The sequence below is a fragment of the Caballeronia zhejiangensis genome, from assembly GCF_000698575.1.
Classification (GTDB): Bacteria; Pseudomonadota; Gammaproteobacteria; order Burkholderiales; family Burkholderiaceae; genus Caballeronia; species Caballeronia zhejiangensis.
Window position 1 is genome coordinate 76,343 of record NZ_JFHD01000011.1, and the last position, 18,239, is coordinate 94,581.

At 62.1% G+C, this 18,239-nt stretch carries 18 protein-coding genes and 2 tRNA genes; 6 read left to right on the forward strand and 14 right to left on the reverse strand.

The genetic code is table 11. From position 1 onward, the window contains the following. The 3 genes from pcaF to BG60_RS16240 are packed head-to-tail and all read right to left on the reverse strand — an operon-like array spanning position 1 to position 2,591. Positions 1–1,203, reverse strand: a complete 1,203-nt coding sequence (gene pcaF, locus BG60_RS16230) for a 3-oxoadipyl-CoA thiolase (protein ID WP_034472032.1) — start codon at positions 1,201–1,203, stop codon at positions 1–3. A gap of 22 nt (positions 1,204–1,225) precedes the next feature. Further along, the gene (locus tag BG60_RS16235; protein ID WP_034472035.1) at positions 1,226–1,882 is read right to left on the reverse strand and encodes a 3-oxoacid CoA-transferase subunit B; all 657 of its coding nucleotides are present in this window, start codon (positions 1,880–1,882) and stop codon (positions 1,226–1,228) included. 16 nt (positions 1,883–1,898) lie between these two features. Then, positions 1,899–2,591 (reverse strand): 3-oxoacid CoA-transferase subunit A, encoded by a 693-nt coding sequence (locus BG60_RS16240; protein ID WP_034472038.1) that lies wholly within the window; start codon positions 2,589–2,591, stop codon positions 1,899–1,901. Positions 2,592–2,802: 211 nt separating this feature from the next. Here BG60_RS16240 and BG60_RS16245 point away from each other — a divergent pair, with 211 nt between their 5' ends. Beyond that, positions 2,803–3,621: an IclR family transcriptional regulator gene (locus BG60_RS16245; RefSeq protein ID WP_008350176.1), complete on the forward strand. Its 819-nt coding sequence runs from the start codon at positions 2,803–2,805 to the stop codon at positions 3,619–3,621. A 34-nt stretch (positions 3,622–3,655) separates the two neighbouring features. Next, a complete protein-coding gene (locus BG60_RS16250; RefSeq protein WP_008350178.1) occupies positions 3,656–4,579 on the forward strand; it encodes a LysR family transcriptional regulator in 924 nt (307 codons plus the stop codon). Here the strand turns inward: BG60_RS16250 and BG60_RS16255 are convergent. Next, the gene (locus BG60_RS16255; protein ID WP_034472040.1) at positions 4,559–4,999 is read right to left on the reverse strand and encodes a DoxX family protein; all 441 of its coding nucleotides are present in this window, start codon (positions 4,997–4,999) and stop codon (positions 4,559–4,561) included. The genes BG60_RS16250 and BG60_RS16255 overlap by 21 nt on opposite strands. A gap of 103 nt (positions 5,000–5,102) precedes the next feature. On the opposite strand from BG60_RS16255, the gene BG60_RS16260 reads away from it, so the two are divergent. The 4 genes from BG60_RS16260 to BG60_RS16275 all read left to right on the forward strand — a co-directional run bounded on the left by BG60_RS16260 (position 5,103) and on the right by BG60_RS16275 (position 7,402). Further along, positions 5,103–5,993 (forward strand): LysR family transcriptional regulator, encoded by an 891-nt coding sequence (locus tag BG60_RS16260; RefSeq protein ID WP_034472042.1) that lies wholly within the window; start codon positions 5,103–5,105, stop codon positions 5,991–5,993. Between the two features lie 141 nt (positions 5,994–6,134). After that, positions 6,135–6,545, forward strand: a complete 411-nt coding sequence (locus BG60_RS16265; RefSeq protein ID WP_008350183.1) for a hypothetical protein — start codon at positions 6,135–6,137, stop codon at positions 6,543–6,545. 89 nt (positions 6,546–6,634) lie between these two features. Continuing rightward, positions 6,635–6,711 (forward strand) — tRNA-Pro (locus tag BG60_RS16270). Between the two features lie 343 nt (positions 6,712–7,054). Further along, positions 7,055–7,402, forward strand: coding sequence for a hypothetical protein (locus BG60_RS16275; RefSeq protein WP_034472044.1), 348 nt, complete (start codon positions 7,055–7,057; stop codon positions 7,400–7,402). Between the two features lie 166 nt (positions 7,403–7,568). Here BG60_RS16275 and BG60_RS16280 read toward each other — a convergent pair whose 3' ends face one another. The 10 genes from BG60_RS16280 to BG60_RS16325 all read right to left on the reverse strand — a co-directional run bounded on the left by BG60_RS16280 (position 7,569) and on the right by BG60_RS16325 (position 18,227). Beyond that, entirely contained in the window at positions 7,569–7,949 is a 381-nt protein-coding gene (locus BG60_RS16280; RefSeq protein ID WP_008350188.1) for a MerR family transcriptional regulator, read from the reverse strand. An 89-nt stretch (positions 7,950–8,038) separates the two neighbouring features. Then, on the reverse strand, positions 8,039–8,443 hold the full coding sequence (locus BG60_RS16285) for an integration host factor subunit alpha (RefSeq protein WP_008350190.1): 405 nt from the start codon (positions 8,441–8,443) through the stop codon (positions 8,039–8,041). Positions 8,444–8,508: 65 nt separating this feature from the next. Next, complete coding sequence (pheT, locus tag BG60_RS16290) at positions 8,509–10,941, reverse strand: phenylalanine--tRNA ligase subunit beta (protein WP_034472046.1); 2,433 nt, start codon at positions 10,939–10,941, stop codon at positions 8,509–8,511. A 77-nt stretch (positions 10,942–11,018) separates the two neighbouring features. Beyond that, positions 11,019–12,032, reverse strand: coding sequence for a phenylalanine--tRNA ligase subunit alpha (gene pheS / locus BG60_RS16295; RefSeq protein ID WP_034472047.1), 1,014 nt, complete (start codon positions 12,030–12,032; stop codon positions 11,019–11,021). A gap of 203 nt (positions 12,033–12,235) precedes the next feature. Further along, on the reverse strand, positions 12,236–12,595 hold the full coding sequence (gene rplT / locus BG60_RS16300) for a 50S ribosomal protein L20 (RefSeq protein ID WP_008350196.1): 360 nt from the start codon (positions 12,593–12,595) through the stop codon (positions 12,236–12,238). A 25-nt stretch (positions 12,596–12,620) separates the two neighbouring features. Then, on the reverse strand, positions 12,621–12,818 hold the full coding sequence (gene rpmI, locus BG60_RS16305) for a 50S ribosomal protein L35 (RefSeq protein ID WP_004191477.1): 198 nt from the start codon (positions 12,816–12,818) through the stop codon (positions 12,621–12,623). Positions 12,819–13,052: 234 nt separating this feature from the next. Beyond that, on the reverse strand, positions 13,053–13,580 hold the full coding sequence (infC, locus tag BG60_RS16310; protein WP_075583511.1) for a translation initiation factor IF-3: 528 nt from the start codon (positions 13,578–13,580) through the stop codon (positions 13,053–13,055). A 47-nt stretch (positions 13,581–13,627) separates the two neighbouring features. After that, positions 13,628–15,535: a threonine--tRNA ligase gene (gene thrS, locus BG60_RS16315; protein WP_008350308.1), complete on the reverse strand. Its 1,908-nt coding sequence runs from the start codon at positions 15,533–15,535 to the stop codon at positions 13,628–13,630. Positions 15,536–15,828: 293 nt separating this feature from the next. Then, a tRNA-Val gene (locus tag BG60_RS16320) sits at positions 15,829–15,905 on the reverse strand. A 99-nt stretch (positions 15,906–16,004) separates the two neighbouring features. After that, a complete protein-coding gene (locus tag BG60_RS16325) occupies positions 16,005–18,227 on the reverse strand; it encodes a RelA/SpoT family protein (RefSeq protein WP_034472050.1) in 2,223 nt (740 codons plus the stop codon). Positions 18,228–18,239: the final 12 nt, after the last annotated feature.

Sequence of the window (18,239 nt, forward strand, 5' to 3'; positions counted from 1 at the left end):
TCAGACGCGCTCGATGATCATCGCGATGCCTTGGCCGACGCCAATGCACATCGTGCAAAGCGCGTAACGTCCGCCCGTGCGATGCAACTGGTAGCTCGCGGTCGTGACGAGCCGCGCGCCGGACGCGCCCAGCGGATGGCCGAGCGCGATCGCACCGCCGTTCGGATTGACGCGGGGATCGTCATCGGCGACGCCGAGCATGCGCAGCGTCGCCAAACCTTGGGACGCGAACGCTTCGTTCAGCTCGATCACGTCCATCTGGTCGATGGTCATGCCGAGACGCGCAAGCAGCTTCTGCGAGGCCGGACCTGGACCGATGCCCATCACGCGCGGCGGCACGCCGGCCGTGGCCAAGCCCAGAATGCGCGCGCGCGGCGTGAGGCCGTTGCGCTTCGCGCTTTCCTCGTCGGCTATCAGCATCGCGACCGCGCCGTCGTTCACGCCCGACGCGTTGCCCGCCGTCACCGAGCCGTCCGGACGCACGACGCCCTTCAGTTTCGCGAGCGCTTCGAGGCTCGTTTCGCGCGGATGCTCGTCGTTGTCGACGACGAGCGCATCGCCCTTTTTCTGCGGAATCGTCACCGCGACGATTTCCTGCGCCAGCGTGCCGTCCTTTTGCGCGCGCGCCGCCTTCTGCTGCGAGCGCAGCGCGAACGCGTCCTGATCGGCGCGGCTGATCTTGTAGTCGTCCGCGACGTTTTCGGCGGTTTCCGGCATCGAATCGACGCCGTACTGCTTCTTCATCAGCGGATTGATGAAGCGCCAGCCGATGGTCGTATCGTGGATTTCTGCGGAACGCGAGAACGCGCTCGTCGCCTTGCCCATCACGAACGGCGCGCGGCTCATGCTTTCGACGCCGCCCGCGATCATCAGGCTCGTCTCGCCCGCCTTGATCGCGCGGGCCGCGACGCCGATCGCGTCCATGCCCGAGCCGCACAGGCGATTGACCGTCGAGCCCGGCGTGCCGACCGGCAAACCGGCCAGCAGCGCCGACATGCGCGCGACGTTGCGGTTGTCTTCGCCCGCCTGATTCGCGCAGCCGTAGATCACTTCGTCGATGGCTTCCCAGTCCACTTCCTTGTTGCGCTCGACCAGCGCGCGCAGCGGCACGGCGCCGAGATCGTCGGCGCGCACGGAGGACAGCGAACCGCCGTAACGACCGATCGGCGTGCGGATGGCATCACATACGAAAGCTTGTTTCATCTTCAATGTCTCCAGAATTCTCTCAGGCTGCTTCGGTCAGCGGCGCGAATTGCAGCGGCACCTGGGCCAGCTTCCGCAACTCTTCGAACGACAGGCCGTCGACGATTTCGCGCACGACGAAGCCTTCCGGCGTCACGTCGAACACGGCGAGATCCGTGTACACGCGATTCACGCATGCGACGCCCGTCACCGGATACGTGCAGGCGTCGACCAGCTTGCTCTCGCCCTGCTTGGTGAGCAGTTCCATCATCACGTAGACCTGCTTCGCGCCGATCGCGAGATCCATCGCGCCGCCGACAGCTGGAATCGCGTCGGGCGCGCCGGTGTGCCAGTTCGCGAGATCGCCCGTCGCGGAAACCTGGAAGGCGCCGAGCACGCAGAAGTCGAGATGGCCGCCGCGCATCATCGCGAACGAATCGGCGTGATGGAAAAACGCGCCGCCGGTCAGCAACGTGACGTGCTGCTTGCCTGCGTTGATGAGTTCGTCGTCTTCCTCGCCTTTGGCGGGCGCCGGTCCCATGCCGAGCAGGCCGTTTTCGCTGTGCAGGAAGATCTCGCGGTCCGCCGCGAGATGATTGGCGACGAGCGTCGGCACGCCGATGCCCAGGTTCACGTACGCGCCTTCGGGAATGTCCGCGGCCACGCGCTTGGCCATTTCGTCACGAGTGAGTTTCTTCATGGCTTTTCGTCCTTCCTTAAGCGGCGAGTTCGGCTTGATGCACGGCTTGCGGTACTTCGACGACGCGCTGCACGAAAATGCCCTGCGTCACGATGTTTTCGGGGTCCAGCTCGCCGAGCGCGACGACCTTCGAGACCTGCACGATGGCCGTTTTCGCGGCGCTCGCCATGATCGGACCGAAGTTGCGCGCAGTTTTACGATAGACCAGATTGCCCCAGCGATCGCCCTTATATGCCTTCACGAGCGCGAAATCCGCGTGCAGCGGCGCTTCGAGCACGTAGTGCCGGCCGTCGATCACGCGCGTTTCCTTGCCTTCGGCGAGCTTCGTGCCGTAGCCCGTCGGCGTGAAAAATCCGCCGATGCCCGCGCCCGCCGCGCGGATGCGTTCCGCCAGATTGCCCTGCGGCACGAGTTCCAGCTCGATTTCGCCCGCGCGATAGAGCGCGTCGAACACATGCGAGTCCGTCTGACGCGGGAACGAGCAGATGATCTTGCGCACGCGCTTCGCCTTCAGCAGCGCGGCCAGTCCCGTGTCGCCGTTGCCGGCGTTGTTGTTGACGATCGTGAGCCCGCGCGCGCCCTGCTCGATGAGCGCGTCGATCAGCTCGGACGGCATGCCCGCCGTGCCGAAACCGCCGATCATGATGGTCGCGCCGTCGTGGACGTCGGCGACGGCCGAGGCGAGCGAATCGAAAATCTTGTTGATCATTGCCGTTCCTGTCTGTCTCGAACTGGGGTTTACCTGCTCGTCAGCACACTTGCGCTGAAATGTTCGTCATGCGAACATGGATTCGTTTAGCGAACATCGGCATGTTAGTCCCGCATTCGTTGTCGTGTCAACGAAGCATGCGCGAAGTGGGGGTTTTCACCGAGCTCGAACTTCGCGTCGACCGTCCGTTCGCGCTTTCATCACACGCCTTATGAAGAATTCAGCCACGCTCAATCCGGATGCCGAGCCGCAAGACGCGCAGGCGCGCCCCGGCGATGCCTACGTGCAGTCGTTCGCGCGCGGGCTCGCTGTCATCCGCTCGTTCGATGCGAACCGCCCCGCGCAGACGCTGACGGATGTCGCGGCGGCTACCGGCCTCACGCGCGCCGGCGCGCGCCGCATCCTTCTGACGCTGCAGGCGCTCGGGTATGTCGAGGCCGACGGGCGTCTCTTTCAGTTGACGCCGAAGATTCTCGACCTCGGCTTCGCCTATCTGACGTCGATGCCCTTCTGGAATCTGGCCGAACCGGTAATGGAAGATCTCGTCGAGCAAGTGCACGAAAGCTGCTCGGCGGCCGTGCTGAACGGCGCGGAAATCGTCTATGTGCTGCGCGTGCCGACGCACAAGATCATCACGCAGAATCTGTCGATCGGCAGCCGTCTGCCTGCGTTCTGCACGTCGATGGGCCGCGTCCTGCTCGCCGCGCTCGACGAAGCGCGCCTCGACGAAGCGCTCGATGCGAGTTCGCTCGTCGCGCGCACGCCGCGCACGATCGTCGACAAGGGCGCGCTCAAGGAAGCCATCGCCGCGGTGCGCCGCCAGGGCTGGGCGATCGTCGATCAGGAACTGGAGGAAGGACTGATTTCGATGTCCGCGCCGATCCGCGACCGGCAAGGCCGCGTGATCGCGGCGCTGAACATCAGCGGCAACGCGCAGCGCAAGAACGCAAAGCAGATGGTGAAGGCGTTTCTCGAACCGCTGCAGGAAGCGGCGCAGCGCGTGTCGGACATGGTCGCGCGGCGCGGATGACGCCGTATCGACGCGAGGAGACGGCGGTTCCGAAATGAACGATCTCGATCTCAACCTGATTCCGTACCTCGTCGCCATCGAGGAGACGCGCAACGTGAGCCGCGCCGCCGAGCGGCTCGGGGTGAGTCAGCCGCGCGTGTCGACCGCGCTCGCACGTCTGCGCGAGTACTTCAACGATCCGCTCTTCGTGCGCACCTCGCGCGGCATGGAGCCGACGCCGCGCACCATCGCGCTCGTGCCCGCGGCGCGCGAGGCGCTGGCGCGCATCGAACGCGGCCTGCTCGACCGGCAGCACTTCGATCCTTCGACGAGCGCGGAGACGTTTTCGATCGCGCTTTCCGATGTCGGCGAGATCGTCTTTCTGCCGCGCCTCTTGCAGGCCTTCGCGAAGGAAGCGCCGAACGCGAATCTGCGCTCGGTGTCGGCGTCGCATGGCGATGTGGAGCGCGGGCTTGAAGCCGGCGATATCGATCTGGCGGTCGGCTACTTTCCGGACTTGCGCGGCAACAACTTCTTTCAGCAGCGGCTTTTCTCGCACCGGTTCATCTGTCTGATGCGGCGCGATCATCCGTTCGCGAACCAGCCGCTCACGCTCGAACGCTTCATGGAATGCGGCCACGCGGTCGTGCGCGCGGAAGGCCGCAGCCAGGAAGTGCTGGAGAATTATCTCGACAAGGAACGCGTGCGCCGGCGCGCGGTGCTCGAAACGCCGCACTTCATGAGCCTGCCGTTCATCCTGTCGCGCACCGATCTGATCGCGACGGTGCCGCATGCGATCGGCTTCGCGTATGTCGCCGAGCATGCGTCGATCACGCTCGCCGAGCCGCCGCTCGCGTTGCCCCGCTTCGATCTGAAGCAGCACTGGCATCGCAAGTTTCACAACGATGCGCGCACGATGTGGCTGCGCGGCATCGTCGCTTCGCTCTTCAACGACGAGCTAGACGAGTGGCCGAAGTAATGCTCGACGTCGCCGGTCGATGCTCCACGCGCCCGGCCCCGCCGCCGCGATGAACAAATAGATGAACGACAGCAGCACGGCCGGCTCGCCCTGATTCAATAGCGGCAGCAGGAAGTTTCCTTTCGGCGCGTGCCCGATGAAGTACGCGAACGCCAGTTCGCCCGACAACACGAACGCCGCCGCCCGCGTGAACAGGCCGATCAGCACGAGCACGCCGCCGATCAATTCGATGACGCCCGCCACGCCGAGCAGCGAGACGAGCGGCAGACCGTCGAACATCGCGATGTGCGGAACATGGAACAGCTTCGCGCTCGCATGCGTGAGCAGCAGATACGAAGCGACGATGCGCAGCAGCGCGTGAGCGTAGCCGGCGAGCGCCGACGCGTTGGCCGCGGATGGTCGAGTGTGTGTCGCAGACATCGCAAAACTCCAGTGAAGGTAGGTTGCCTGCAGTTTAGGCAGACATCGTCGGTCGATAAATCCGGCTAACATTAGCGTTTTGTTTCCCGGCAGGAAATGATCGATGGATGCTCTCACCAGCTTGCGCGTGTTCCGCGAAGTCGTCGAGGCCGGCAGCTTCGTGAAGGCTGCTGAACGGCTCGACATTTCGACCGCGATGACGAGCAAGCACGTCGCCAATCTGGAGCGCCAGCTCGGCGTGCGTCTCCTGAACCGCACGACGCGTCACCTGAGTCTCACGGAAGCCGGCAACGTCTACTACGAGCAATGCAGCGAGGCGCTCGACATCCTGCAGGCCGCGCAAGCTGCCGTCGGCGTGCAGACGGCGGAGCCGCAAGGCGTGCTCAAGGTCACGGCGCCAGGCTGGTTCGCCAATCGCACCTTCGCGGATCTGCTTGTCGCGTATCAGGCGCGCTATCCGGGCGTGCTCGTCGATCTGCGGCTGGAGAATCGCTTCGTCGATCTCGTCGAGGAAGGCTACGACATGGCGATTCGCGCCACGTCGGAGCCTTCGCCCTCGCTGATCGTCAGGCCGCTGTGCAAGATGCCGTTCGTGCTCGCGGGTTCGCGCGCGTATCTCGAACAGCACGGCAAGCTGCGTCATCCGGATGATGTCGCGCGTCATCGCTTCGTGTTGCCGACCTACACGAATATCGATTCCGTCACGTTGACGGGCCCGGACGGCGCGTTTACCGTGAAGAACCAGGCGGTGCTCAAGACCAACGATACGTCGATGGCGCTACAGCTCGTGCGCGCCGGACTCGGGCTCGCATACATTCCGGCGTGGATCGTCGAGTCGGAATTGGCGTCGGGCTCGCTCGTGCGCGTGCTGCCGAGCTATTCGGCGTTCGCGCCGTCCGTGTATGCGGTGTACACGAGCCGCAAATACATGACGACGAAGGTGCGGACGTTCATCGATTTCCTGTCGGAGTCGCTGGCCGATCGGCCAATCTGATTAGGATTACTCTTATTTTTGCGTCGAGACTTGCGTGTAATCATCGCGCTCGCTTCCGGAAGCGGGCGCTCCAGACGCAACATAAATCCATCTTGCGCGCCGCCGGGATCGTCCCTTCTACCCATACGCGAGGCGCGCGACATGCATTTTCCGTGGCTTCCCTTGATTTTTATCCTGAGTTTGCTGGGCGTGACGCTCTTCGTCTGCCGCACGTTGAATGCGAGCGAACGCGCTCTGAAGTGGAACGGCGCCTTGATCTTTCTGTGTCTGTGCGGCGCGGCCATGGTGCTGGACTTCACGTTGACGATGATCTTTGCGTCCGCCGGCTTCGATGAGCGCACGCCGTACGACAGTTTCGGATCGCGCATCGCGTGGACGGAGCGCATCGCCACCTATCTGATTCCATGCGCGATTTCGTTGCTTCTGGCTTTGAGGTTCCGCAGGCGTCAGCGCTTCGCGCTGGAAGTCTCGCCTGAGCGGGCGTCGGCCGAGCGCGAGGATTCGGTGAAGATCCAGACGTCGCCGTACACGCAGTCGGAACTGACGCTCTGACGCATTGCGAGTGAATTTTGTGAGTGCAACAGCGAAATTGTTGGAAGCAGTTCTACTATTCGTTTCTCTCTGATATACTTTCGCTCTTTCGGGGCGTAGCGCAGCCTGGTAGCGTACCTGCATGGGGTGCAGGTGGTCGGAGGTTCAAATCCTCTCGCCCCGACCAGAAATTGAAGGCTCTCCGGCTTCTGCCGGAGAGCCTTTTTTCTTTGGCCCCTCGCGGGTCGTCGATCGAATTCCCGACGACGCATCGCCCGCGTTTCTCCAAGGGCGTGCGCAGCTCGACTACCACCTCGCCGATGCAATGCTTAAAGTCGGCGCCGATGAAGAAGCGCTGACCAAAACGGCCGCGACGATGGGCATGACCGTCCGAAGCCATTCGTCATGGACGACACGCGCGCAAAAACGCGGCGCCGTCCGCCAATATTCAGACGTAAAAGCCTAAAAAACACTTGTGTGTCAGTAATTTAAGCCCTAATCTTAAGGTGACACATAAGGAACGGCGCCCCATGCCTTTGTCTGTCCCAGCGTCCGCCAGAGCGCGGCGCAGCCGATGCGGCCAAACCTGCTCCGCCCTGCGCGCGGAAGTCGCGAGATGGTTCGGTCCGGGAAGCGGCGCGCGCGTCACGCGCTTCGGGCGCATCTATCCCGGCGGCAGCCGCTATGTCTCCGTTCGCGCGTCGAGACCAGGCCGATGCTTCGCGCTTTACTTCTTCCACCATGGCGTCGATGACTGGCGCATCTATCCGCCATGGGGCGTCGGACCGAGCATCGTCTATTGGTCGGTCAAGACCAAGTTGCCGGCCTCGCAAGCAGCCGGTCCGAAAAAACGCTTCCGCGTAGGCGTCAAGTCTTAACCGCGGGCAGGGTCTGTCCGGTCATCGACTCCTCGACGGCGGCTGGTACACCTTCGCTACATCGGCGGCCACGATGCCTTGCGACGCATCCGGTAATTACAGCGTGGGACGGACAAAAAAAATGCCGCGAGAACTCGCGGCATCGGGACTTTGAATCGGACGGCGTTCATCCGCCGAGAAGATCGATCACCTGAAGAATATCCTTGCGCAACTGCTCGACATCGACGCCCGGTTGCGCTTGCGCCGACACTTGCGTCTCGGCCATGTCCGCATCGTCGTCGATTGCACGTCCCTGCGAATCGAGCCGGTTACGCGCACCGTTGATCGTGAAGCCCTGCTCGTACAACAACTCGCGGATGCGCCGAATCAACAAGACTTCGTGATGCTGATAGTAGCGGCGATTGCCACGCCGCTTCACCGGCCTCAGCTGCGTGAACTCCTGCTCCCAATAGCGCAGCACGTGAGGCTTGACGCCGCACAACTCGCTGACTTCGCCAATCGTGAAGTATCGCTTGGCGGGGATCGGAGGCAAGACGACTTTTTCCATCGTCGATCAACCATCGTTATAAGTGATGTCGATTGAAGCGCGGTGGCCAAGCAACGCGACGCGCGAGTCATTCGCGCGCCACCGGGAAATCAGCGAGTGAGATCGGTCTCCGCTCCCGTTTCGACCAGCGCCTTCAGCTTCTGACTTGCATGAAACGTGACGACCCGCCGCGCGGCGATAGGAATGGCCTCGCCCGTCTTCGGATTGCGGCCGGGACGCTGAGGCTTGTCGCGCAACTGGAAATTGCCGAAGCCGGAAAGCTTGACGCTCTCGCCGCTCTCCAGCGCATCGCGGATGACTTCGAAGAAGGCTTCGACCATGTCCTTGGCTTCGCGCTTGTTCAGACCGACATGGTCGAACAGCATCTCCGCCAACTCGGCTTTGGTGAGCGTCGGCGTATCGCCGGGCGCGCTCGAGGTCGGAATATCTCGGGTCATGGCGCTACGCTGCGCCGAAAGAAGGGCTTCGAAATCACTCGAGTTCATTTGGTTCATATCGGTAAAACGGCGCTTGCCATATTTAAGACTTGGCGATTAAGACGGAAAGGGCCAACTGAAGGCTATCCGCGCAACCGCGCGCCGTGTACTCGAGCCAGGCGATCCACCAGCGTTTTGATAGCCGTATCGACCGTTTCGTCCTGAAGCGTGCCGCCAGTATCTTGCAACGTTACACGGAAGGCAAGACTTTTCTCATGCGCTCCCAAGCCACCGGAAGTATTTGATTTTGGACGAAATTCATCGAAAAGGGCAACCTTCGTGACGTACCTGCACGCCGCTTCCGCGCGCGCGCTTTCGAGCTCGTCGAGCAGCGCCTGAACCGCCACGTTTTGATCCACGACAATCGCGATATCGCGACGCACCGGCGGAAATTTCGACACTTCGGACGGCGCCGGCAATGCGCGATCCATCAACGCGTCGGCGTCGATTTCGAAGAGGATCGGCGCGTTCGGCAAGTCGTACTTTTGCAGCCAGCGCGGATGCAGTTCGCCGATCCAGCCGACCGCGCGCCCCGCCACCTCGATGCGCGCGCTGCGTCCCGGATGCAACGCCGGATGCTCCGCCTTAACGAAGCGCGGCACGACGGGCGCGAAGAGCGCTTCGACATCGCCCTTCACGTCGAAGAAGTCGACGTTGCGCGTGGCCACGCCCCACTGTTCCTCGACCACCGGACCATACGCGAGCCCGCCGATCATCTTCGGTTGCGCGAAGCCTTCGACCGTCAGTTCGCCCGCTTTAACCGTTGCGTCGCGATGGAACACGCGCCCCGCTTCGAACACGCGCACGCGGTCTGCGCGGCGATTCAGGTTATGACGCAGCACTTCGATCAGGCTGCCGAACATGGTCGAACGCATGACCGAGAGCTGGCTCGCGATCGGGTTCAGCAGCTTGATCGGATTATCGTTGCCGGCGAAGTCCTTCTCCCACTCGGCGTCGACGAAGCTGAAGTTCACCGTCTCCGAGTAGTCGCGCGCGGCGACTTCGTGGCGCAGCGTATGGATCGAGCGCTTCGTTTCGTTCGTGATGCGCATCTCGCTGCGCGCGACCGGCGGGCGCGCCGGAATCTTCTCGAAACCGTAGATGCGCGCGACTTCCTCGATCAGGTCTTCCTCGATCTCGATATCGAAGCGATACGGCGGCGGCGTGACCTTGAAGGTGTCGCCGTCGCGCTCGAACGCGAGGTTCAGACGCGTGAAGATCTGCGCGATCTCTTCCGCGCCGATCTCTACGCCGATGATCCGATGCGCGCGCGACACGCGCATCGACACCGGATTGCGATCCGGCACGTTGACGATCTGATCGTCGACCGGACCCGCTTCGCCGCCGCAGATGTCGAGGATCAGGCGCGAGATGCGTTCGATATGCTCGACGGTCGTCGAATAATCGACGCCGCGCTCGAAGCGATGCGCCGCATCGGTCGAGAAGTTGTACTTGCGCGCGCGGCCGCGGATCGCGTCCGGCCACCAGAACGCGGCTTCGAGATAGATGTTGGTGGTGTCGAGCGAGACGGCCGTGCTGTCGCCGCCCATGATGCCCGCGAGACTTTCGACGTGACGATCGTCGGCGATCACGCCGACGGTTTCATCGAGCTCGACGGTGTTGCCGTTCAGGAGCTTCAGCGACTCGCCCTTCTTGCCCCAGCGCACTTCGATCGCGCCGTGAATCTTATCGAGATCGAACACGTGCGTCGGACGGCCGAGTTCGAGCATCACGTAATTGGAGATGTCGACGAGCGCGGAGATGCTGCGCTGGCCCGCACGTTCCAGACGCTCGACCATCCATTGCGGCGTCTTCGCGCGGGCGTTCACGCCGCGAATCACGCGGCCCGAGAAGCGCCCGCACAGATCGGGCGCGAGCACCTTGACCGGCAGCTTTTCGTCGAGCTTCGTTTCGACGGCCGGCATGTCCGGTTGCTTGAGCGGCGCGCCGGTGATCGCTGCCGTCTCGCGCGCAACGCCGAACACCGACAGGCAGTCTGCCTTGTTCGGCGTGAGCTTGATTTCGAAGACGGTGTCGTCGAGATTGAGCGCCTCGCGGATGTCCTGGCCGACCTTCGCATCGGTCGGCAGGATCAAGAGACCGCTGTGATCTTCCGACAGCTTGAGCTCACGTGCGGAGCACAGCATGCCTTGACTGTCGACGCCGCGCAGCTTCGTCGGCTTGATCGCGAAGGGCTCGCCGCCCGCTTCGGCCGGCGGCAGCACGGCGCCGATCAGCGCGACCGGCACCTTGATGCCCGGCGACACGTTCGGCGCGCCGCACACGATATTGAGCGTCTCGCCCGTGCCCGCATCGACCTGACAGACGTTGAGCTTGTCGGCGTTCGGATGCTTGGCGACTTCGAGCACTTGGCCCACGACGATCTTCGTGGTCGGCGGCGCGACCGGGCGCAGGTCTTCGACTTCGAGGCCGGCCATCGTCAGCGCGTGCGCGAGTTCGTCGGTGGAGAGCTTGGGATCGACGAAACTGCGGAGCCAGGATTCTGGGAATTGCATGTGTGTCTACGTTCGAAATGTTTGGAGTCTCACGATCGCCGCTTATCGAGAAGCGATCGCCGCGGGCGCTAAGTGCTTTACGCGAACTGGCGCAGGAAACGCAGATCGTTCTCGAAGAACAGACGCAGATCCTGCACGCCGTAGCGCAGCATCGTCAGGCGCTCGAGGCCGCTGCCGAACGCGAAGCCGATATAGCGCTCCGGATCGAGGCCCATGTTGCGGATGACGGTCGGATGCACCTGCCCCGAGCCTGAGATTTCCAGCCATCTGCCCGCGTTCTTGCCGTGTTCGAACATCATGTCGATCTCGGCGGACGGCTCCGTGAACGGAAAATACGACGGACGGAAGCGCACGAGAATGTCGTCGCGCTCGAAGAACTTCTTCAGAAAATCGGTGTAGACGCCCTTCAGATCCGCAAAGCTGATGTTCTCTTCGATCCACAGGCCTTCGACCTGGTTGAACATCGGCGAATGAGTGGCGTCGCTGTCCACGCGATACGTGCGGCCCGGCACGATCACCTTGATCGGCGGCTTGTTCATGCGCGCGTAGCGCACCTGCATCGGGCTCGTATGCGTGCGAAGCAAAAGCGGACGGCCATCCGCGTCCTTGCCGTCGACGTAGAACGTGTCCTGCATCGAGCGCGCCGGATGGTTCTCCGGGCTGTTCAGCGCCGTGAAGTTGTACCAGTCGGTCTCGATTTCCGGACCGTCGGCGACATCGAAACCGATCGTGCGGAAGATTTGTTCGACGCGCTCCCACGTACGCATCACCGGATGCAGCGTGCCCGCACCCGCGCCGCGTCCCGGTAGCGTGACGTCGATGGCTTCCGACGCGAGACGCTGATTCAGCAGCGCGTCGGCCAGCGCCTGACGGCGCGCGTTCAGCGCGGCTTCAACCTGCTGCTTTGCCTGATTGATGCGCGCGCCTTCTGTCTTCTTCGCTTCCGGATCGAGCTTGCCCAATCCCTTCAGCAATTCGGTCAGCGCGCCGGACTTGCCCAGGAACCGTGCCTTCTCGTTTTCGAGCGTGGTGGTATCGGCGGCGTGTTCAAAGGCGCTTTTCGCGTCGGCGACAATCTGGTCCAGATCCATTGATCCCATCTTTTAGCGTCGAAATTCAATCTGAGGTTCGGTTTTGCTCATCCACGCTCCACGATGGGCATGAGATGCGCAAAACCGTCCGACCAACAAAAACGGGGCTCGGTGAGAGCCCCGTTTTCTGCCTTCGCGCCGCCGTCAACGTATTTCTACGATGCGGCGACGAGGAGGCGAACCACGCAGTACTAATTTCGCAATTAGGCTGCAACGGCGGCTTTCACCTGCTTCACGATCGCAGCAAAAGCAGCCTTGTCGAACACAGCCATGTCAGCCAGAACCTTGCGGTCGAGTTCGATCGAAGCCTTCTTCAGGCCGTTGATGAACACGCTGTAGGTCATGTCGTGCTGACGCACCGCCGCGTTGATACGCGTGATCCACAGTGCGCGGAACACACGCTTCTTGTTGCGGCGATCGCGGTAGGCGTACTGGCCTGCGCGCATGACCGCCTGCTTGGCGATGCGATAGACGTTATTGCGACGGCCGCGGTAACCCTTGGCCAGACGGATGATCTTCTTGTGACGGGCCCGTGCGGTAACCCCACGTTTTACTCGAGGCATGTTGCTCTCCTTAAGTTAGATGAGGTTAGGCGAACGGCAGCATTGCGCGGACGGAGTTCAGATCGGAATCATGAACGGCCGTGGCGCCACGCAGATGGCGTTTGTTCTTGGTGGTTTTCTTGGTAAGAATGTGGCGCTTGAAGGCCTGACCGCGCTTGACGGTACCGCCCGGACGCACCACGAAGCGCTTTGCAGCACTCTTCTTGGTCTTCATCTTCGGCATGAAACAACTCCAGTTTATTAGATGGTCATGGGTGTGCGGATGATCCGCCGATACTGCCCGCGAACCCCTTCCCGCCCTTCGAAACCCACGCTCCACTTGTGTGCGAACGGTTCGGTGAGGAACCGCCGCTTTTCATGACCGGCGTCACCGAAATGACGCCGGCCTGAAACCGCCGGCAATGCCGCGCCGACCGCCTTTCGACGGCGCGCGATCCATCGCCCTACTGCTGTTCGGTTACTTGCCCTTCTTCTTCGGGGCAAGCACCATGATCATCTGACGCCCTTCCATCTTCGGCATCTGCTCGACCTGGCCATATTCGTCCAGATCGGACTTCAGGCGCTCGAGCATACGCATGCCGATTTCCTGGTGCGCCATTTCGCGACCGCGGAAACGCAACGTGATTTTCGTCTTGTCGCCGTCTTCGAGGAAGCGCGTGAGGTTGCGCAGCTTGACGTTGTAGTCACCGTCATCCGTGCCGGGGCGGAATTTGACTTCCTTCACCTGCACGATCTTCTGCTTCAACTTCGCTTCGTGCTGCTTCTTCGCTTCCGAATACTTGAACTTGCCGTAATCCATCAAACGGCAGACAGGCGGCGAAGCCTGCGGCGCGATTTCGACGAGATCCACGTCGAGTTGCTCCGATTGACGGAACGCCTCGGCCAGTTTCACGATTCCGAGCGGCTCGTTGTCCACTCCGACCAAACGCACTTCCGGCGCGGTAATCTCACCGTTGATGCGATGTGACGACTTATCAGTAGCGATGTTACGTTTCCTCTAAAAATGAAAAAACAAGCCGCGCTGCGAGTGACTTACTTGAACGCCCGCACTTCCTGCTGCAGACGTTCGAGGAATGCGTCGACCGGCATCACGCCCAGATCGACACCGCCACGAGCACGCACGGCTACGGTTTGTGCATCACGCTCCTTGTCGCCGACGACCAGCAAATACGGCACCTTTTGCAGCGTGTGCTCGCGTATTTTATAGCTAATCTTCTCATTGCGCAAATCGGACTCTACTCTAAGCCCTTGTTTTTGCAACGATTGAGCCAGATTTCCGGCATATTCGGCCTGACTTTCAGCAATATTCAACACAACGGCCTGGATCGGCGCGAGCCACGGCGGCATTGCGCCGGCATGATGCTCGATCAGAATGCCGAGGAAACGCTCCATTGATCCGACGATTGCGCGATGAAGCATCACCGGACGGCGGCGGCTGTTGTCTTCCGCCACGTACTCCGCGCCGAGACGCTCCGGCAGCACCATGTCGAGCTGCAGCGTGCCGCATTGCCACGAGCGGCCGAGCGCATCCTTGATGTGATACTCGATCTTCGGACCGTAAAACGCGCCCTCGCCCGCGAGCTCTTCCCACTGCAGGCCGCACGCGGTCAGCGCTTCGCGCAGGCCCTGCTCCGCGCGATCCCAGGTTTCATCGGTGCCGGCGCGCTGTTCCGGACGCAGTGACAGCTTGATGTCGATGTGATCGAAGCCGAAATCCTTATACACGCTCATCGCGAGCGTGTTGAACGCGATCGATTCCGCGATGAACTGATCTTCGGTACAGAAGATATGTGCATCGTCCTGAACGAAGCCCCGCACGCGCATCAGACCGTGCAGCGCGCCCGACGGCTCGTTGCGATGGCACGAACCGAACTCCGCGTAACGCAGCGGCAAGTCGCGGTACGAGCGCAAGCCGTGATTGAACACCTGGACGTGGCCCGGGCAGTTCATCGGCTTGATCGCGTAGTCGCGCTTTTCCGACTCGGTCGTGAACATGTTTTCACGATAGTTCTGCCAGTGCCCCGATGCTTCCCACAGCGAACGGTCCATCACCATGGGAGTCTTGATTTCGAGATAGCCGGCTTCGTTCACGCGGCGACGCATGTACTGCTCGACCTGCTGCCATAGCGACCAGCCCTTCGGATGCCAGAACACCATGCCCGGCGCTTCGTCCTGCAGATGGAACAGGTCGAGCTGCTTGCCGAGCTTTCGGTGATCGCGCTTCTCGGCTTCTTCCAGCATGTGGAGGTACTGCTCCTGGTCTTCCTTCTTGGTCCACGCGGTGCCGTAGATGCGCTGCAGTTGCTCGTTCTTCGAATCGCCGCGCCAGTACGCGCCCGCGACTTTCATCAGCTTGAAAACCTTGAGCTTGCCGGTGGACGGCACGTGCGGGCCTCGGCACAGGTCGATGAAATTGCCGTGCGCGTAAAGCCGGATCTCGTCGCTTTCCGGAATCGATTCGATGATCTCGGCCTTGTACGCCTCGCCGATGCTCTTGAAGTACTCGACGGCCTCGTTGCGCGAGACGACGCGGCGCGACACCGGCTCGTCCTTCTTCGCGAGCTCCTGCATGCGCTTCTCGATCTTTTCGAGATCTTCGGGCGTGAACGGACGGCTGTACGAGAAATCGTAGTAGAAGCCGTTGTCGATGACCGGCCCGATGGTTACTTGCGCCTCGGGGAACAAATCCTTCACGGCATAGGCCAGCAAGTGCGCGGTCGAGTGACGCACGACATCGACGCCTTCCGGGTCTTTGTCGGTGACGATCGCGAGCGACGAATCCTTGTCGATCAGAAACGAGGTGTCGACGAGTTCGCCGTTGAGCTTGCCGGCGAGCGCCGCCTTGGCGAGGCCCGCGCCGATCGATGCCGCAACTTCCGCGACGGTCACCGGGTGGTCGTATTGTCGGACCGACCCATCAGGCAAACGTACCGAAACCATATCGTTCTCCAAGACGCCGGCACATGCCGGGCGATTCGATTAAGCATTGCCACGCGATTTCGTTTTGAAAATCGCAAGACAAAAAAAATGCGGCCCCGCTATCGAGGGGCCGCATTCACTTTTCACACATACCGCGAAACAATTTGGCAGAAGGCGAATATGGTCCTCGACTAGCGTCGCTCCGAAGTTGTTTCGGTCAACGTTCGACGTGCCATGTTTTTTCGCCTTTTGCGCTGCGCGCTTCTTGCGGTTTGAAACCCCGCGAACCGAAGTCCGCTGAATTTCGTTTTCGTTGGTAGGCTCGATTGGACTCGAACCAACGACCCCCACCATGTCAAGGTGGTGCTCTAACCAGCTGAGCTACGAGCCTGAAAGAAGTGAGATTATATGGAGTGTTTCAGATGTTGGCAAGTGCTTATCTTCAGAAAAATCGAAAATATTCGCCAATCCGTTCAATCCCTTCTAAATGCTACGCGCGACGCGAAGCGCGAATCACGCCCTGCACTTCGCCGAGCAGCGTGCATGCGCGTTGAATCTGCGCTGCACTCGACACTTCCACGGTGAACTGCATATACGCGACATTCCTGCGGCTCTGGCTCTTCACGCCGATCACGTTGATCTTCTCGCGCGCGAACACTTCGGAGATGTCGCGCAGCAAGCCCTGGCGATCCGCCGATTCAACCGAAAGGTCCACCGGATAAACGGACGAGCCACGCCCGTTCATCACCTCGGCGGACCAAGTCGTGTGCAGCACGCGTTCGGGCGAGCGCTCGGCCATGCGCTTGAACGTTTCGCAATCGGTCCGGTGCACCGACATGCCTTTGCCGCGCGTGACGAATCCCGCGATCGGATCGGGAGGCGCCGGGCGGCAGCAACGCGCGAGTTGCGTGAGCAGCGCATCGACACCGACGACGAGCACGCCCGTCGACGCTCCGTGCGCCACGCTTTGCCCGCTGCTGCGCTTCTCGAACTGCTCGGGCGCTTCGGGTTCGGGCTCGGGCGGCGGCGCATCGGAGAGCGCCTGCTCGATGTTGCGCAGACTGAACTCGTCCTTCGCGACGAGTGCGTAAAGCTCCTCGGGCGCCTTGAAGCCGAGTTTGGCCGCGAGCTGTTCGAGACTGACAGATGTCTTTCCCTCGCGCTGCAAGGTCTTCTCGACGATGCTCCGTCCGGCCGCGATGTTCTCCGCCGCATCCGCCGCGAGGAACCACGAGCGCACTTTCTGCCGGGCGCGGGCGCTATGCAGATAGCCGAGCTGCGGATTGAGCCAGTCGCGCGACGGACCGCCCTCCTTCACCGCGACGATCTCGACCGTCTGTCCGTTTTGCAGCGGCGTGTTGAGCGGCACCATCGCGCCATCGACGCGAGCGCCCCGACAACGATGTCCGAGCTCGCTGTGCAGGTGATATGCGAAATCGACGGCTGTCGCGCCTTGCGGCAACGCGATCACGCGCGCCTGCGGCGTCAGCACGTAGATATGGTCGTCGTCGAGCGTCGCGTCGCGCAGATGCTGCCAGCCGGGATGCTCGCCTTCGACGTCGTCCTTCCACGCGAGAAGCTGACGCAACCATGCGATCTTCTCGTCGTATTTCTCGCTCGCGGTCACCTGCCCCGCATAGCCACGCGCGCCCGCTTCCTTGTACCGCCAGTGCGCGGCCACGCCGTACTCTGCGAACTGATGCATCTCGTACGTGCGAATCTGGACTTCGAATGCGCGCCCGTCGTCGCCGATCACGACCGTATGCAGCGACTTGTAGCCGTTGGGCTTGGGACGCGAGATGTAATCGTCGAACTCACGCGGCACCGGCTGCCACAGGTTGTGCACGATGCCGAGCACGGTGTAGCAATCCTTGATGTCGCCGACGATCACGCGAAATGCGCGCACGTCGTTCAGTTCGGCGAAATCCAGCTGCTTGCCGCGCATCTTCTTCCAAATGCTGTAGATGTGCTTCGGCCGTCCGCTGACGTCCGCCTTGATGTGCGCGGTTTCCAGTTCCTTCTGCAGACGAGCGATGGCCTCGGTCACATAGGTCTCGCGCTCGACGCGCTTCTCGTCGAGCAGCTTCGCGATGCGTTTGTACGTGACCGGATCTTCGAAGCGAAACGACAGGTCTTCGAGTTCCCACTTCAGTTGCCAGATGCCGAGCCGGTTGGCGAGCGGCGCGTAAATCTCCAGCGTCTCGCGCGGCACGTCGGGCGACGGTTCGATCTTGTGCGCGGCGTAGTAGCGCAGCGTCTGCACGCGCGAGGCGAGCCGGATCAGCACCACGCGAATGTCCTGCGCGAACGCAAGCAACATCTTGCGCAACGCTTCGACCTGCGCACGGCGCGCGGCCTGCGCGTCGCGCGTGTTTTCAGGCAGTTCCGCGAGCGTCGCGCGCGAGCTGACCGAACCAAGCCGCAACAGCTTGCGTACATCGCCGACGAGCCGCTGCACTTCCGGGCCGAAGCGCTCCGCGATCACCTTCTCCGGATCGTCGAGATGCGGCGCCAGCACGAAGAGCGCCGCGGCGGCGACCGCGTGCGAATCGACGTTGAGCGTCTGCATGATGCGCGCGGTGCCGGCAGCGTGGTCCGCGAGCAGTTCGCCCGTCGAGACGCGCGCGTCCTTCGCGTGCTCGCGCACGAACGCGAGCGCGTCGTCGATGGACGGCTCGGGCAACGTTTCGGTGGGGACGGCGGTCTCGGTCATTCGGGCGATGCC

Bases quoted from the DNA above. Each gene is read 5' to 3' on its own strand.
- BG60_RS16260 (WP_034472042.1), top strand. From the start codon at position 5,103: ATGGATGCTCTCACCAGCTTGCGCGTGTTCCGCGAAGTCGTCGAGGCC.
- BG60_RS16285 (WP_008350190.1), bottom strand. From the start codon at position 8,443: ATGAACCAAATGAACTCGAGTGATTTCGAAGCCCTTCTTTCGGCGCAG.
- BG60_RS16245 (WP_008350176.1), top strand. From the start codon at position 2,803: ATGAAGAATTCAGCCACGCTCAATCCGGATGCCGAGCCGCAAGACGCG.
- BG60_RS16240 (WP_034472038.1), bottom strand. From the start codon at position 2,591: ATGATCAACAAGATTTTCGATTCGCTCGCCTCGGCCGTCGCCGACGTC.
- BG60_RS16235 (WP_034472035.1), bottom strand. From the start codon at position 1,882: ATGAAGAAACTCACTCGTGACGAAATGGCCAAGCGCGTGGCCGCGGAC.
- rplT (WP_008350196.1), bottom strand. From the start codon at position 12,595: ATGCCTCGAGTAAAACGTGGGGTTACCGCACGGGCCCGTCACAAGAAG.
- pcaF (WP_034472032.1), bottom strand. From the start codon at position 1,203: ATGAAACAAGCTTTCGTATGTGATGCCATCCGCACGCCGATCGGTCGT.
- thrS (WP_008350308.1), bottom strand. From the start codon at position 15,535: ATGGTTTCGGTACGTTTGCCTGATGGGTCGGTCCGACAATACGACCAC.
- pheT (WP_034472046.1), bottom strand. From the start codon at position 10,941: ATGCAATTCCCAGAATCCTGGCTCCGCAGTTTCGTCGATCCCAAGCTC.
- BG60_RS16265 (WP_008350183.1), top strand. From the start codon at position 6,135: ATGCATTTTCCGTGGCTTCCCTTGATTTTTATCCTGAGTTTGCTGGGC.
- rpmI (WP_004191477.1), bottom strand. From the start codon at position 12,818: ATGCCGAAGATGAAGACCAAGAAGAGTGCTGCAAAGCGCTTCGTGGTG.
- BG60_RS16255 (WP_034472040.1), bottom strand. From the start codon at position 4,999: ATGTCTGCGACACACACTCGACCATCCGCGGCCAACGCGTCGGCGCTC.
- BG60_RS16250 (WP_008350178.1), top strand. From the start codon at position 3,656: ATGAACGATCTCGATCTCAACCTGATTCCGTACCTCGTCGCCATCGAG.
- BG60_RS16275 (WP_034472044.1), top strand. From the start codon at position 7,055: ATGCCTTTGTCTGTCCCAGCGTCCGCCAGAGCGCGGCGCAGCCGATGC.
- pheS (WP_034472047.1), bottom strand. From the start codon at position 12,032: ATGGATCTGGACCAGATTGTCGCCGACGCGAAAAGCGCCTTTGAACAC.
- BG60_RS16280 (WP_008350188.1), bottom strand. From the start codon at position 7,949: ATGGAAAAAGTCGTCTTGCCTCCGATCCCCGCCAAGCGATACTTCACG.
- BG60_RS16325 (WP_034472050.1), bottom strand. From the start codon at position 18,227: ATGACCGAGACCGCCGTCCCCACCGAAACGTTGCCCGAGCCGTCCATC.